Raw genomic sequence first — 13,183 nt, 5'->3', positions numbered from 1 at the left:
CTGCGGCGATTTCTCACGGTGCGGAAGCCGCCGCGAGCCGGCCGCCGGCGAGGACTAGGCTTCCATCAGGCGCTCGCCATATTCGCTCCAGAGCTGCTTGACCTCGCGGCTGCCTAGCGGCGGCGTCGTGCGGTCGCCATAGGAGATCGCGACGGCGCTCAAGTCGTACTGGCCGTCGGCCTCGGCGATGAAGCGGATGGCTTCGCCGAGCGGCCTCGAGTGGAAAACGGGATCAGCCTGGCCCCGGCCCAGGCTGCGAACGCCCGAAATGCTTGCTGGCACATGCCGCATCCGAAAGACGGATGCCATGGCAGGTTTGTCCATGCCCGCTCTCCGCGATTCTATGGACGAATGATTCCATAAGGTCATGCTAATGACCAGCCTGTGCAAAAAGGCCAGGCTGGAACCTGGCCTTTTCTGTCAGGTCCGTGAGCAGCGGCGAGACGGCAAGCCGTCTCGCGCCTGCCCGGCTTCCGCCAAGTCTTTGAGGCAGCGACGAGACGGCAAGCCGTCTCGCGCCTTAGCGTTGCCAGCGGCGGAACCAATCGGGGTCCGGCTGCGAGCTTCTGGCGATAGTGAGGCCCATCAGCACGCCGAACAGCCCGCCGATCGCAACCGCGGTTGAGATCGTGCCGGGGTTCTGCTGCACCGTTTCGGACACGCTATGCGCCTGGGTACGCAGTTGCTTGGCCGCGCGCGAGGCGCGGTGGGATGCCCCGCTGTATAGGCTGGAGGCGCGGTCGGCGGCGCTTTGATACCAGCCATGAGCCGCTTCCTCGGCCTGGTCGGAGAGCATCCGGTTGAGCCGGCTCACCTCGCGCTTCAGTTCCGCGATCTGCTTCTTCATCTCCGCCTCGGAGGCGTTGGAAGACCGCGCGCTGCGGCGCGACGCGCTTCTGCTGCGCGCGGCGCTCGTCGTGCCCTTGCCGTTGCCACTCGCCCGAGTTGCGGTGCCTATGTCATTGTCTGCCATTGGTTTTCTCCTTTTTCTTCCTGCAACGGTCTGGGCGGCTCCTGGTTCCCGCAAGCCGCCAAAGGCAAGGGCCGCGGAGCGGACTCCACGGCCCTTTTTGGTGCAACGAAACTCAAATGCTACTTGCCGCAGTTCTTGTCGTTGACGGTCGGCGCGGTGGTTCCGGGCGACAGGTTGCTGGCATCGGGCTGAGCGCCCTGCGGACCCGGCGCGCAATTGCGGTCGGCATTCGAGTTCATGCCGTCGTCATAGGCCGGGCCGCCATAAATGCTGCCGGTCGTGCTGGGATCGACGTTGTCGGAATTGGGAACGACCGTCTGGCCGCTGCCGCCGGTCGTGTCATTGGTGGCGCCCGAACCCATATGGCCGGCGTCCTGGGCCATCGCTCCCCGCAAGACCGATCGTGAGCGCCGAGGCCGCAAGGATAGTTTTAAACATGGTTTTCTCCTTTTCTTGGCGAAAGGTCGTCGCGTCGCGACATGGGCCAACCGCTCGGGCCGCCCATGGTTCCGACAAAAATGCCCACCTGCGGCGACCTGTCCCGGTTGGGTCGTTTTTAGGCGACCGGCGTTTGCGGTGGGATTCAAAAATAGGAAAATTTACCTAGAAGCCATTGCCCGGTGAGGGCAGCAATGCTATGATTTTGTCTATGGTGCTGATTTGCGCCAACGACCCGCCGCCCGGCGGTTTTTCTGTCCCACGGGGGTGGGCGGGAACTCGACCTTCCAGTTGAATCCAATCCGCGGAAGTCTTCCATGCCACGCTATGCCACCATCATCACCGGCGACGACGGCGCCGAGATCGTCAGCGCCATCGGCGAGTTCCAATCCTTCGGCCTGCCGCGCCGCGCCGGTCGCGTTGAGCAGGTGGCTCCAGGCGTGCGCATCGGCATGGTGCGTGGCGGCGCGGTCAATGCCGTCGCCGGCTTCGGCTTTCCGCGCCAGGGTCTGGATCCCGCGGCGATCGCTGCCGCCACGGCGAAGCTGAAGGCCGCCGCGCCGGCGCCGAAGCTGCCGATCTCCCCCCTGGTGGGGCAGATCGCCGGTCCTCCCTCCGCAACTGCAGCGCAGCTGCTGCGAAGGACGGGCAGGCCAGAGGGGGGCGCTGCCCCGCCGGCCTCGGCAATTGTCACGGCTGCGTTCGAACAGGCCGCGCCGCTAAGGCGAGTTCGCGCAAAGCCACGCAAGAAACCGGCGCGCAAGGTCGCCAAGGCGCGAACGGGCAAGGCACCAGCCTCCGATGCGCCGGCCCATGGCTGACGGGGCGAGCAAGGCGCGACGCAGGACGACCGGCGCCCGAACCGCAAGAGCGAAACCCGCAAGGGCGAAGCCTGAATTGGCTGCCACGCCGGCCACCCGCCCCAAGCGCTCCAAAAAGACGCTGGGCGACGATTTCACCGCAGCACTGCGCGCAGATTTCCGTGCCCACGGCGCCGGCGTCATCGCCGCGGTGCGGGCGGAAAAGCCTGAGCAGTATCTAAAGGTCGTGCTGACGCTGCTGCCCAAGGATTTTTCGCAAAACCTCGATGTCGATAAAAACAATCTCGACCGGATGAGCGATGAGGAAATCCGCAACCGCATCCGCGGTCTCGAAGCGAGGCTGCGGCCGTTCCTCGATGATGCAGACCTATTTGGCGCTGCTCGAGGAGCTGGACCGACGCCGGCGCCGTAACCTTCTCGCTTGCTACGCGCCCTACGACCGCCAAGCCGAATTCCACGCGGCAGGGGCGAAAAACCGCGAGCGCCTGTTCATGGCCGGCAACCAGCTCGGCAAGACCAGGGCAGGGGGCGCCGAATGGGCCATGCACCTCACCGGCCGCTATCCCGACTGGTGGACGGGCAAGGTGTTCGACACGCCGGTTCGGCTCTGGGCGGCCGGCGTCACCGGCGAAGGCACGCGCGACAATCCGCAGCGCGTGCTGATCGGCCCGCCGCAACAGCAGGCCGAATGGGGCACGGGCATGATCCCGGCCGATGCGATTGCCGACACGGTGATGGGCCGCAATGTTCCCGGCGCGATTGACAGCGTCGTCGTGCGCTGGGGCGGTGGCGGCGACGTGCAGGCGGGCGAAAGCGTGCTCTCCTTCAAGTCCTATGAGAAGGGCCGCGAGAAATGGCAGGGCGAGACCCTGCACGGCGTCTGGTTCGACGAGGAACCGCCGCTGGATATCTATTCCGAAGGGCTGACCCGCACCAACGCGACAGGGGGCATAACGATCGTGACGTTCACGCCGCTGCTAGGCATGTCGGATGTGGTGCTGAGGTTTTTGAGCGCTGCGGAGGTGGAGAGGATTGGGAAGGGGTGAGTCGCCGGTGAAGTCCAATCTCCCCCTAGGGGGAGGGCAATCGCATATGGCTGCGCCAGCCCCCCACTCCGGCCGCTGCGCGGCCACCTCTCCCCATGTTCATGGGGGAGAGGAAACCAAGCTTTTCAAGGCCGCGACCTTCGCGGTTGGCGTTTCCTCTCCCTCCACGAATGTGGGGGGAGAGGTGGCTCGGCGAAGCCGAGACGGAGTGGGGGAGCGCCATATGCGATTGCCCTGCCCCTAGGGGGGGAGATTGGCAGCTTCGCCCACGGCGCCCTTTACGTCCGGCTTTCAAAACAATCCCGAGCCCCTATGGTGCGCAGTCGCGTGATTTGCGCGCCGTGAGGGATCTCAGGAATGTATCTAGGCCGTTCCTATAAATTGTTGGACTTCGCGCTTTGGTCGCGGCGCAGCGTCATCTACATGGTCGTGGTGAGCGGCTTGGCGATCGCCGCCTACCGCCTTCCGGCCACCGCCGGGTTCTCGGTGCCGTGGTCCATCGTGCTTGTGCTCGGCACCACGGTGTCTCTCGTCGCAGGTTTCAAGAATTCGCAGGTCTTCACCCGTGCCAACGAGGCCCTGCAGGCCTTTTCGCAGATCACCGCGAGCAGCCGGATGTGGTTGAGCTTCTGCAGGGATTTTATGGATGCCGCGACGGCAAGGCGGCTCATCCACCGCCACCTTGCGTGGCTGACGGCGCTGCGCTTTTCGCTACGGCGGCCGATGCCTTGGGAATCGCTGGCGAAAGCGGCCAATATCGAGTTCCGGCGGCGGCGCTATCACATCCAGGAGGACAAGACCTCGCTTGGCGAGGAACTGCGCGCGTTGCTGGGCGAGGAAGCCGAGAGCGTGCTCAAATCGCCGCAGCCGGCGATCACGCTTCTCGGGATGCAGTCGGCCGAGGTCAACGGCTTGCTCAAAAGCACCAGTGTCCCGACGCAGGTCTATTCGGAGCTTATGAAGCTCATTCGCGACTTCCACGACCAGCAGGCGCGCTGCGATCGCATCAAGAACAATCCCTATCCCCGGCAATACGCGATCGTCAGCTCGATCTTCATGGTCATCTTCTGCACGCTGCTGCCGTTCGGCATCGTCCCGGTCTTCGCCGACATGGCCAAGCTGGGCGGCATGCTCGGCGCGGTTTCGATCTGGCTGACCATCCCGTTCAGCGCGCTGTTGGGATGGGCTTACATGTCGCTCGACCTGGTCGGCGAGAGCAGCGCCAACCCGTTCGAGGGCAATGCCAACGACGTGCCGATTTCGCAAATCTGCCGCGACATCGAGATCGAGCTGCGTAGGGGGCTGGGGGAAACCAGCCTGCCGGCGCCGCTGCCGGCGGTGAACGATATCGCCACGTGAGGTTCCCCTTCTCCCCTTGTGGGAGAAGGTGTCGCCGAAGGCGACGGATGAGGGGTGCTCCAGCTTGGCACTGCCGCACTCCGTCGCGCACCCCTCATCCGTCTCGGCGCTGCGCGCCGATCCACCTTCTCCCACAAGGGGAGAAGGAAAAGGGCTCGTCAATCCATGTCCCGACACGTCACCTTCATGACCATCGACGACGCCTGGCACTACTCGCCCGAGCAGCGCGCCGCGATCATCGCCGCCTATCCCGAACATGAGCGCGAGGCGCGCGCGAAGGGCATTCCGGTGCTGGGCTACCGGCGTTTCTACTGGGATGCCGTCCTCGGCGCGGAGCTCCCCGACGGCATCGACTATGCCGTCTTCGACTTCGCGGTGAACAGCGGGCGGGGCAGGGCGGCGAAATATCTGCAGGCCGTGCTCGGCGTTGCTGAGGACAGTCGCGTCGGCCCGGCCACGCTCGCCGCGGCCCGCGCGAAGCCCGCCGGTGTTGTCATCGACACGCTTTGCGATGCGCGGCTCGCCTTCCTCCAGCGGCTGCCGACCTGGCCGACCTTCGGCAAGGGCTGGCGCGCGCGCGTCGCCTCGGTGCGTGCTGAGGCGCTGCTCATCTCGGCGCGGCCTGAGGCGCCGCTCCAGCCCACGCCGCCGCCACCCGACGCCGCGCGGCCAACGGCCGGCGCCTCCACGGGCGATGGTGCTCCGCCGGCGTTGGCCTCGCCCGGCAAGGCGGCCGGCGTCCTTGCCCTGATCGCGCTGGCGCTTGGCTCGGCCGCCGCCTGGATCGCGCACCTTCCCTGCAATCTCTTTGGAGTATTCTGCCAATGATTGCCGTCATCATCCGCATCGCGCTGCGCTACGGCGCCGGCGTCCTCGTCGCGCGCGGCCTGCTTGGCGCAGGCGACGCAGCGGCGCTTTCAGCCGATCCCGACATCCAGATCGCGCTCGAAACCGGCATCGGCCTGGCGCTCAGCCTCGCCACCGAGGCCTGGTACGCGCTCGCTCGCAAATTCCGCTGGTCGAAGTGAGAAGGATAAAATGGTCGAGGTTTTCACCGAACTCATCCGCCAGGCCTTGCCCTGGGTCATCGGTGCGCTGCTCCTCATCGGCGCGCTTGTCGTGTGGTGGCTGGCATGACGGCGCTTCTGTCCTTTCTCTGCGGCAATCCGGCAATCTTGGGTGTGCTGGCGTCCGTCATCGCGGCGCTTGGCTGGGGTTTTCACCAAAGGCTTGCCGGCGCCAAGGCCGAGCGCGACCGGCAGACCAAGGCCGAGGCTGCGGCCCGCGACATCGCCGGCCAGGTCGACAACGATATCGGCGCGCTGCCCGCCGATACGGTCAAGAAGGAGCTGAGGTCATGGGCAAGGGACTGATCGCTGCCGTGCTCGTCGCCGCACTCGGCGGCTGCACCATGGCCAAGGGCGGCTTCTGCGCGGTCTCTTCGCCGCTGCGCCTCTCCGCCAAGGCGGTCGAGACGCTGTCGGACGAGGAGGCGAGGGCGCTTCTCGCGCACAACCGCAAGGGCGCAAAACTTTGCGGCTGGAGGCCTTGATGCACGACATCTTCGATCTGCTCGGCATCAAGGGCCAGGTGGTGGCCGCCGGTCTGGCCGGCGGGGTGCTGAGGGCGCTGTCGCGCCATCGCTACAAATTGCGCGAGATGGTGGCCTCGCCTATCTGCGGCGCTTTGGCCGCCGCCTATCTGACGCTGCCCGTGGTGGCGTGGGTTCAGGCAAGCGGCCTGCCGATGCCGGACGCCGCCGACGACACCACCACACTCGCCGCCGCCTTCCTCATCGGCGTCTCGGCTATGTGGATTTCGGACATCGTATTCGAGGTTGTGGTGAGGCGGTTCAAGCCCGATCCGGATGAATAAGGACGGCCTGGCATGGACGCGCCACCGATTCCAGAACCCAGGTGGGACATCGAACCGTCGGCAAGAGTTTTTGAAATCTCCATGAACCAATCCGCCCCGCCGGGCGACGCATGGCTGCAAATGAACACAATGCACCATGGAGATTTTCCGATGACCGCAATCCTGCGCAATGCACTTCTCGCCGCCGTAGCCGTCTTGGCCTTGGGCGGCTCCGCGATGGCCGGCCAGCAGATCTACGAATGCGACAACACGCCGACCAACAAGCTGTGGGCCGGCCGCTGCTGCGGCGTCGGCGACGCCAATTGCCTAGGTGGCGAAAGCCACGGGCATGACAGGGGCAACCCCGGCCGAGGTGACAACGGCGGGAGCAACAACGGCCGAGGCGACAAAGGGCCCAAGTGAGGCTGACCAGGCATCCGATGCTCGCCGGTTGCCCAACCGGCGAGCATCGGCGCAGACCAGGCCCGCGCTCCGTTACCTCACCTTATCCGGCGCTTGAGCGGCTGGACGAAGCAGGCCACAATCCCCACCTATGGAGAAATCCAAAGGAGGTTTGACATGGCTTCTTCCGAACGCGCAGTCCTTGCCGGCGGCTGCTTCTGGGGTATGCAGGATCTGATCCGTCGTTTCCCCGGCGTGATCTCCACCCGCGTCGGCTACAGCGGCGGCGACGTGCCGAACGCGACCTATCGCAATCACGGCACCCATGCCGAGGCGATCGAGATCGTCTTCGATCCGACCAAAACCAGTTTCCGCACGCTGCTCGAATTCTTCTTCCAGATCCATGATCCGACGACCAGGAACCGCCAGGGCAACGATGTCGGCTTGAGCTACCGTTCGGCGATCTTCTACACCAGCGACGAGCAGAAGCGGGTGGCCGAGGATACCATCGCCGACGTCGAAGCTTCGGGTCTATGGCCAGGCAAGGTCGTCACCGAGCTCGCTCCGGCCGGCCCCTTCTGGGAGGCCGAGCCCGAGCATCAGGATTATCTGGAGCGCTATCCCAACGGCTACACCTGCCATTTCGTCCGGCCGGGCTGGAAGCTTCCCGTCCGCGAAAAGGCCGTCGCATCATAAAAAATAGCGGCTACACAGTAGCCTTGTGTCCATGATCACGCCCGCCGTGCCGAAAGGCATGGCGGGCTTTTTTTGCGTTCCGGGCTCCCGGCCGCCATGCCGAAAGGCATTGTGGCCTTTGTGTTTTGGGCTCGAAGCCTGCCGGGATGTGCCGCCGACGATCAGCCTTTGGCCCGGCGGTTCTCGTTCTCGTGGCTGCCGATCCAATGGGCGCGGATACGGTCGCTGGCTTCGAGATAGGCCATGTCGATGAGATAGGTCAGAAGCTTTTCGCCATCGGCCTCAGCTTTCTGGCGAAGCTCCCGCAAGATCCCCTGCGCAAATTGCAGGTTTTCCATTTTGCTAGGCTGGTCCATCGGTGCCCCCAATGTCTGCATGGGAAGTTTGGCTCACTATACTTGTACGAAGGTTGTAGTCTGACTCACGGCTAAGCTGTACCCGGTTGCACCCGCGCCCGGTCAACGAAGCGGTTGGACATTGCGCGGAAATGTCGATATTTTACGCCCCCAATCGGACAGCGACCATGCACGAAGACGAGGGCAGCACTCCTGACAAGCTGCAAGCTATGCTTGACGTGATTGCCAGGAGCGAACCCTCTAGCGGGAGCGGTGAGGCCGATGTCGGCAGGCTGAAGGCCGACGCCGCCAAGGCGGCGAATGTGCTGATCGAATTCTACGGCGGCGCTGCCCTCGAACGCGCCAGGCTTATCGAGCGCCGCTCGCCCCAGTCGTATTTCGCGCGCTTGGTAACGGCCGAAGTCGGCAAGCGCGGCAGGCTCCCACCCAGAAGCTAGCCTGGAAGCTGGCCAAGAAATTGGCCCAGCAACTGGCCCAGAAACCGGCAAAGATCGCCTCAAGAGGATTTGCGCCTCCTCGATTTCTCCCCAAGCCTCTGCTGGATCTCTTCCTGGATATTGTCCAGGAGGTAGGACAGCATGTCGTGCCCGATCGACTGCGCGATTTCCTTGGCCTGCTCGACATGGTTGTGCATCTCGCGAAGTGAGTGCTCCTCGCTTGCGGCATCCTGCGTCAGGTCGACGAACCAGCCGGGATAGAGCGCCGCCTCGCCCATGCCGTCGACATAGCATTGGCCAACGGCCAGGATCTTGCGCAGCCCCATCTTTTCCGAACGGACCTTGTAGACTTCGCGGAAGCCTGACCTGCGCTCTATGGCCTTGCGGATCGCCAGCCGAACCCTCGGCTGGTCCTCCCGCTCGATGCTTTGCATCCACCTTTCCAGCGGCGCGCCATGCGAGAATTCCTCGAGCGTCAGATCGAAATAGGCGGACAGATTGGCGTCGCCGTAGACGCGATCGCGCTTGATGTCCCAGGTCCAAAACCCGTCGATCGGTGGATACCGCATATGCACGTTGCGGCTGTGTTCAGGCGCCGACGTCATGAAAACCGCCCCGTTCGGTTTCAAGATTCGCCAATACTATGTCGCAAAATTATAAAGAAACAAAGGTGGTCTTTTGTACAAGGCCGGAGATCATAGGTATGCTGCTGCTCGCATAGTTCGGTGGCGTAGTTGGTATGACCAGAAATATGAGTGATGAAAAATTTCTCTTGCCGAAACAATTTTCACTTCGCTGCCGCGAGGGGAAGCTTGGTACTTCACGCGATAAGCAGAAATCTTTGAATTCGAAACAACCTCAAAGGTTGTATTCGCCTGGATGCGCGGCCATGGCTGGACATTCTATCGATCTTGCAAGGCCGGCGCGGCAATGCTGGTGTGTTGCCTGAGCCGCGCCGGCCGAAGCGGCCTCCAAAAGGTGTCGCCGCGCCGGAAATGCTAATGGTCCTTGCCGCGTCGGCAAACCGACCACTGGTTGAAAGTGGCCGAATTTCAAGAAGAAGATAGGGCGCTGTGGCCTATGGCTCGACGATTTCCGGGCGTGTTGCCGGCTCGTTGGGACCGAAGCGTTCTTGGTGTAGGACTTAAGCCCTGCCGCTGCCAAGAATTTAGGCTGACTTCCGATGCGGCCCCCGCCCCGCTTCCGGTTCGCCATCATCGGCCGCCGAATCGTCGACGACCCTGTCATGCTCGAACTGGCGTGCTTCGGGCAGGGAATGCAACCAATGCTCGCGTCGGCCGATCCACAGTTCGTAGCTGGGCTCCAGCCCTTCGGTCGGCGCGACGTCCAGGCCACCGATCATCACCTCGACCTCTTCCTCGCCGACCGTTGGCAAGCGGCTGCCGCAAGTCGGGCAGAAGCTTCGCCCGCCATAGCTATTGGTGATGCCCGTGCTTTCGAAAGCCTGGCTTGGCCACACGGCAAAGGCCTGGTAGGCCGAGCCGCTGGTTTTGCGGCAGTCCTTGCAATGACAAAGCCCCACCCTCAGCGGCTCGCCGGTCACCTGGAACTGCACGCCGCCGCACAGGCAACTGCCGCTACGCGTGATATCGTTGGACATGGCCGTTCCTCCTCGTCCGGCGATGCAGACCAAATCCCGCGCGATGCGAGCCGATATACGGAACGCCTCAGCATCGCCCGGGCAGTTCCCGCTACAATCCGTGCGATGGCGTGACGGTTCCCAACTTGTCTGCAAAGCGAGGCGATTCTCAGTTTGGGAAGTTGAAAACCGGCTCCTCGCAGCGATAGACGCGGCACGGACCGTCGCGGGTCGGAACCGCGACCGACATAGGGACTTCGGGCCAGTCGCACTCATTGCCATACTGGCGCACGAAACGATCGTAGGTGTTGGGCCCGGTGGTCAACACCGCTGCGTGCCGGCTTTGGATCAGCGCCTGCGTCCCCGCACAGGTCATGGCACGCGTGTCGGGCCGCGCATCGGCGGCGCCAGCAGTCAACAATATCGTGCCGGCAACAAGGGCGATCGGCAGACTTTTCATGGGGCACCGGCTTGCAGTCGTGGCTTTCCGGCGACGAATATGGATCGTTGCTAGAAAACCGCAAGGTATCTGAGCAGCGAGACAATGCCGATGATGATGACGACAATCTGGGCGATCTGCCTTGTGCGGCCGTCGAGCGGCAGGCGCTGGATAAGATAAAGCACCAGGATCACCACCAGAAAGGTGATCAAGATGCCGATGAGAATCGATAAGCCCATTTGCCTGCCTCCTTCTGGCCCCAAGTCTTCTAGCCACAAGTCTTCTGGCCCAAGTCGGGCTGCCTCCAACGTTACTGGCAAGGAAAGGTTCCGGATGTCTCGGATCGGGGCAAGGCTGGTATTGCGGAACGCGAGAGGGCGTCGTGCGTTGTTTAGCATCTTCGAATGCTGCGGGATGGAAGATGAAAGACGTTTTCAGCACCGCCGCGATCATTGCATCGATCGCTGTCGCCGTCGCGCTCATGTTGATGGCTCCCAAGGGCCTCGAGGCCAATTCGGTGCCCATCGAAACGTCTGATCAAACCGGTCCGCAGTAGATAAAGAATCCGGAGGAGTCCGGCGGAACATGCACGTCGCCTGAGGAGTTCGTTTCCTCATGACAGGCGCGGATCAGGCGGAGAGAGGAAAAGGTCATGGGCCTCGGCACAATTCTAGTCATCATTCTTATTCTGGCATTGCTCGGCGGCTTTAGCGGCTTGGGCGGTGGGCCTTTCTACGGCACCGGTTATTATGGCGGCGGCGGTCTGGGGCTGCTCCTGATTATTGTGATCATTCTGGTGCTGCTCGGACGGCTCTGACCATCGTTCGATCAGAGCAGGAGGACGTTGCGCAGAGCCTTTCGTCCGCAATGAACAGCTTGGCGTGATCGCGACAACGCCCAAGGTAGCTATGTCAAACTTTAATGACGAAGCCTTGCCAGCCATGCGAGAAAGCCGGCTCGTGTCGCGGTGGCCGCTTGCGGGCCGCCCGGGAGCCCGCCGACTCCGCCGGGGTGAGCGGCGGGCTCCTCGAAACGCGATCCGTCAGGCGCTCTGGCTTCCGCGCCCGCCGCATTCGAGACAGACCACACTGTGCCCCGGGCAGCTCAGCCGGTGCGTTCCTTGCGGGCAGCAATGGCCGTAGGAACTGACCCAGTGGGCGCAAACGAAGACTTTCCTGGCGCCATGGCAGCGCCCGCATTCCGTCGAGGGCATCAGATTCTCCTTAGGCGAGACGCGATGCCCCACTTCAACGACCGTGTTCATCCGTTTAGTCCCCAACGACTGGATTGTCGGCCCGGTTTTTCAGAAACATTACATTAGCTTTCTGGAATATAAAAGCCGCGCGCACTGATGACGAAAGTTTCAACGGTCCGCGCTTTCCCTTTGCCGCACCCTTGCTAAAGGTGGGGCGGGCAGATTCTGCAGGGCAGGGCGAACGGGAACCTCTGGCAATGACATGGACGGGCGCGGGCGCGCTTTTCATCCTAGGGCTCACCTATGCGGGTGTCGCCGTCGGGCGCATTCCGGGCCTCAGGCTCGACCGCGCCGGCATTGCGCTGCTCGGCGGCGCAGCCATGATCGCCATCGGCGCGATCAGCATGGAAGACGCCTACCGCGCCATCAATTTCGACACCATCACGCTTTTGCTAGGCATGATGATCGTGGTGGCGCATCTGAAAGTATCCGGCGCCTTCCGGGCGCTTGGCGGCTTCGCCATCGAACATGCGCATGCGCCCTTCATGCTCCTGATCATGGTGACGCTGTTGACTGGCGTGCTCTCGGCCTTCCTGGTCAATGACGCGATCTGCCTGGTGATGGCACCGATCGTCGTCCACGTCACCCGCGTCATCAGGCGAAACCCGGTTCCCTATCTCATCGCCACCTGCACCGCCTCCAACTGCGGCAGTGTCGCCACTATAACCGGCAATCCGCAGAACATGGTGATCGGCGCGCTTTCGGGCATTTCCTATCCGGCCTTCACGGCGGCCCTGGCCCCGGTGGCGCTATTCGGCCTCGTCGCCGTCATAGTCATAGTGCGCATCGTCTATCGTGCCGAGTTTTCGCGTCCCGCCGAGCTCAGCCCCGAGGTCTATCGCGGCCGCATGCTGCCGGGACAGGTACTGAAGGCGACCATCGTCTGCGTGGCGCTGGCAATCGCCTTCTTCGCCGGCGTGCCCGTCGCCAAGGCGGCGCTGATCGCCGGCGCTTTCCTGCTCGTCACCCGCGCGATCAAGCCGCACCGCATCTACCGCGAGGTCGACGGGCCGCTGCTCTTCATGTTCGCCGGCCTCTTCGTGGTGGTGGCGGGCGCCGAGCGCACGCTGCTCACACCCGACATGATCGCCTGGGCAAAGACTATCGGCCTCGACGACGTCTGGCGGCTTTCCGGCTTTACCGCTGTGCTTTCCAACATCATGAGCAACGTGCCGGCCGTGCTGGCGCTGCGGCCCTTCATCCCAGGACTGGAAAACCCCGAGCGTGCCTGGCTGGTCGTGGCGATGAGCTCGACGCTCGCCGGCAATTTCACACTGCTCGGTTCGGTCGCGAACCTCATCGTCGCCGAGCAGGCCAAGGCGGCGGGCAAGCAGCTGTCCTTCATGGCCTTCTTCAAGGTTGGCCTGCCGCTGACCCTGCTGACGCTCCTCGCCGGCACGGCCTGGCTTGCCTTTACGTCCTAGCCGTTGGGCACCTTCATCCGAGGGTGCTCGCATCGATACTAGTGCTCTCTATTCAAGCGTTGGCGTCGCCCCCCTCATCTGGC

23 protein-coding genes are annotated in these 13,183 nt (G+C 63.4%); 15 read left to right on the top strand and 8 right to left on the bottom strand.

Annotation, left to right across the window (positions count from 1 at the left end; all coding sequences use genetic code 11):
* Nucleotides 1-54: 54 nt before the first annotated feature.
* The 3 genes from EJ071_RS27875 to EJ071_RS27865 form a co-directional block, all read right to left on the bottom strand.
* The gene (locus EJ071_RS27875) at nucleotides 55-324 is read right to left on the bottom strand and encodes a hypothetical protein (RefSeq protein ID WP_126100725.1); all 270 of its coding nucleotides are present in this window, start codon (nucleotides 322-324) and stop codon (nucleotides 55-57) included.
* Nucleotides 325-520: 196 nt separating this feature from the next.
* Nucleotides 521-973, bottom strand: coding sequence for a hypothetical protein (locus EJ071_RS27870; protein ID WP_126100724.1), 453 nt, complete (start codon nucleotides 971-973; stop codon nucleotides 521-523).
* 119 nt (nucleotides 974-1,092) lie between these two features.
* Complete coding sequence (locus EJ071_RS27865; RefSeq protein WP_245459995.1) at nucleotides 1,093-1,356, bottom strand: hypothetical protein; 264 nt, start codon at nucleotides 1,354-1,356, stop codon at nucleotides 1,093-1,095.
* Nucleotides 1,357-1,728: 372 nt separating this feature from the next.
* On the opposite strand from EJ071_RS27865, the gene EJ071_RS27860 reads away from it, so the two are divergent.
* The 11 genes from EJ071_RS27860 to msrA all read left to right on the top strand — a co-directional run bounded on the left by EJ071_RS27860 (nucleotide 1,729) and on the right by msrA (nucleotide 7,589).
* A complete protein-coding gene (locus EJ071_RS27860; protein ID WP_126100723.1) occupies nucleotides 1,729-2,232 on the top strand; it encodes a hypothetical protein in 504 nt (167 codons plus the stop codon).
* A gap of 76 nt (nucleotides 2,233-2,308) precedes the next feature.
* A complete protein-coding gene (locus EJ071_RS27855; protein ID WP_245459994.1) occupies nucleotides 2,309-2,644 on the top strand; it encodes a hypothetical protein in 336 nt (111 codons plus the stop codon).
* Complete coding sequence (locus EJ071_RS27850) at nucleotides 2,589-3,278, top strand: terminase family protein (protein ID WP_245459993.1); 690 nt, start codon at nucleotides 2,589-2,591, stop codon at nucleotides 3,276-3,278. Before EJ071_RS27855 ends, EJ071_RS27850 begins: the two co-directional genes overlap by 56 nt.
* Before the next feature lie 357 nt (nucleotides 3,279-3,635).
* Nucleotides 3,636-4,637: a bestrophin family ion channel gene (locus EJ071_RS27845; RefSeq protein ID WP_126100720.1), complete on the top strand. Its 1,002-nt coding sequence runs from the start codon at nucleotides 3,636-3,638 to the stop codon at nucleotides 4,635-4,637.
* 165 nt (nucleotides 4,638-4,802) lie between these two features.
* Nucleotides 4,803-5,465 (top strand): glycosyl hydrolase 108 family protein, encoded by a 663-nt coding sequence (locus tag EJ071_RS27835; protein WP_126100719.1) that lies wholly within the window; start codon nucleotides 4,803-4,805, stop codon nucleotides 5,463-5,465.
* Entirely contained in the window at nucleotides 5,462-5,665 is a 204-nt protein-coding gene (locus EJ071_RS27830; RefSeq protein ID WP_126100718.1) for a hypothetical protein, read from the top strand. The genes EJ071_RS27835 and EJ071_RS27830 overlap by 4 nt, the downstream gene beginning before the upstream one ends.
* 105 nt (nucleotides 5,666-5,770) lie before the next feature.
* Nucleotides 5,771-6,010, top strand: a complete 240-nt coding sequence (locus tag EJ071_RS27825) for an ABC transporter permease (protein WP_126100717.1) — start codon at nucleotides 5,771-5,773, stop codon at nucleotides 6,008-6,010.
* Complete coding sequence (locus EJ071_RS27820) at nucleotides 5,995-6,189, top strand: hypothetical protein (RefSeq protein WP_126100716.1); 195 nt, start codon at nucleotides 5,995-5,997, stop codon at nucleotides 6,187-6,189. The genes EJ071_RS27825 and EJ071_RS27820 overlap by 16 nt, the downstream gene beginning before the upstream one ends.
* Nucleotides 6,189-6,512 carry a hypothetical protein gene (locus tag EJ071_RS27815; protein WP_126100715.1) on the top strand — a complete coding sequence of 108 codons (324 nt, stop codon included), beginning with the start codon at nucleotides 6,189-6,191 and terminating at the stop codon, nucleotides 6,510-6,512. The genes EJ071_RS27820 and EJ071_RS27815 overlap by 1 nt, the downstream gene beginning before the upstream one ends.
* A 12-nt stretch (nucleotides 6,513-6,524) precedes the next feature.
* The gene (locus EJ071_RS39645) at nucleotides 6,525-6,914 is read left to right on the top strand and encodes a hypothetical protein (protein ID WP_245459992.1); all 390 of its coding nucleotides are present in this window, start codon (nucleotides 6,525-6,527) and stop codon (nucleotides 6,912-6,914) included.
* A 156-nt stretch (nucleotides 6,915-7,070) separates the two neighbouring features.
* On the top strand, nucleotides 7,071-7,589 hold the full coding sequence (gene msrA, locus EJ071_RS27805) for a peptide-methionine (S)-S-oxide reductase MsrA (protein ID WP_126100714.1): 519 nt from the start codon (nucleotides 7,071-7,073) through the stop codon (nucleotides 7,587-7,589).
* Between the two features lie 161 nt (nucleotides 7,590-7,750).
* Here the strand turns inward: msrA and EJ071_RS27800 are convergent, their stop codons facing one another.
* Nucleotides 7,751-7,945 carry a hypothetical protein gene (locus tag EJ071_RS27800; RefSeq protein WP_095778310.1) on the bottom strand — a complete coding sequence of 65 codons (195 nt, stop codon included), beginning with the start codon at nucleotides 7,943-7,945 and terminating at the stop codon, nucleotides 7,751-7,753.
* Nucleotides 7,946-8,112: 167 nt separating this feature from the next.
* Between EJ071_RS27800 and EJ071_RS27795 the strand changes: the two genes are divergently transcribed.
* On the top strand, nucleotides 8,113-8,382 hold the full coding sequence (locus EJ071_RS27795; RefSeq protein WP_126100713.1) for a hypothetical protein: 270 nt from the start codon (nucleotides 8,113-8,115) through the stop codon (nucleotides 8,380-8,382).
* A gap of 59 nt (nucleotides 8,383-8,441) precedes the next feature.
* Here EJ071_RS27795 and EJ071_RS27790 read toward each other — a convergent pair whose 3' ends face one another.
* The 4 genes from EJ071_RS27790 to EJ071_RS27775 all read right to left on the bottom strand — a co-directional run bounded on the left by EJ071_RS27790 (nucleotide 8,442) and on the right by EJ071_RS27775 (nucleotide 10,660).
* Nucleotides 8,442-8,987, bottom strand: a complete 546-nt coding sequence (locus tag EJ071_RS27790; RefSeq protein WP_126100712.1) for a PAS domain-containing protein — start codon at nucleotides 8,985-8,987, stop codon at nucleotides 8,442-8,444.
* Nucleotides 8,988-9,550: 563 nt separating this feature from the next.
* A complete protein-coding gene (locus EJ071_RS27785; RefSeq protein ID WP_126100711.1) occupies nucleotides 9,551-10,003 on the bottom strand; it encodes a GFA family protein in 453 nt (150 codons plus the stop codon).
* A 148-nt stretch (nucleotides 10,004-10,151) separates the two neighbouring features.
* Nucleotides 10,152-10,442, bottom strand: coding sequence for a hypothetical protein (locus EJ071_RS27780; protein WP_126100710.1), 291 nt, complete (start codon nucleotides 10,440-10,442; stop codon nucleotides 10,152-10,154).
* 50 nt (nucleotides 10,443-10,492) lie between these two features.
* Nucleotides 10,493-10,660, bottom strand: a complete 168-nt coding sequence (locus EJ071_RS27775) for a Thivi_2564 family membrane protein (RefSeq protein ID WP_126100709.1) — start codon at nucleotides 10,658-10,660, stop codon at nucleotides 10,493-10,495.
* A 182-nt stretch (nucleotides 10,661-10,842) separates the two neighbouring features.
* Between EJ071_RS27775 and EJ071_RS40110 the strand changes: the two genes are divergently transcribed.
* The 3 genes from EJ071_RS40110 to EJ071_RS27765 all read left to right on the top strand — a co-directional run bounded on the left by EJ071_RS40110 (nucleotide 10,843) and on the right by EJ071_RS27765 (nucleotide 13,100).
* Nucleotides 10,843-10,977: a hypothetical protein gene (locus EJ071_RS40110; protein WP_281058880.1), complete on the top strand. Its 135-nt coding sequence runs from the start codon at nucleotides 10,843-10,845 to the stop codon at nucleotides 10,975-10,977.
* Nucleotides 10,978-11,073: 96 nt separating this feature from the next.
* Nucleotides 11,074-11,238 carry a DUF3309 family protein gene (locus EJ071_RS27770; RefSeq protein WP_126100708.1) on the top strand — a complete coding sequence of 55 codons (165 nt, stop codon included), beginning with the start codon at nucleotides 11,074-11,076 and terminating at the stop codon, nucleotides 11,236-11,238.
* Nucleotides 11,239-11,873: 635 nt separating this feature from the next.
* Nucleotides 11,874-13,100: an anion transporter gene (locus EJ071_RS27765; protein WP_126100707.1), complete on the top strand. Its 1,227-nt coding sequence runs from the start codon at nucleotides 11,874-11,876 to the stop codon at nucleotides 13,098-13,100.
* The last annotated feature ends 83 nt before the right edge of the window (nucleotides 13,101-13,183 follow it).

Origin of the sequence: Mesorhizobium sp. M1B.F.Ca.ET.045.04.1.1, from assembly GCF_003952465.1 — a bacterium.
Classification (GTDB): domain Bacteria; phylum Pseudomonadota; class Alphaproteobacteria; order Rhizobiales; family Rhizobiaceae; genus Mesorhizobium; species Mesorhizobium shonense.
The sequence above is the reverse complement of the archived record's forward strand: the minus strand, read 5'-3'. Positions and strand labels throughout refer to the sequence as shown.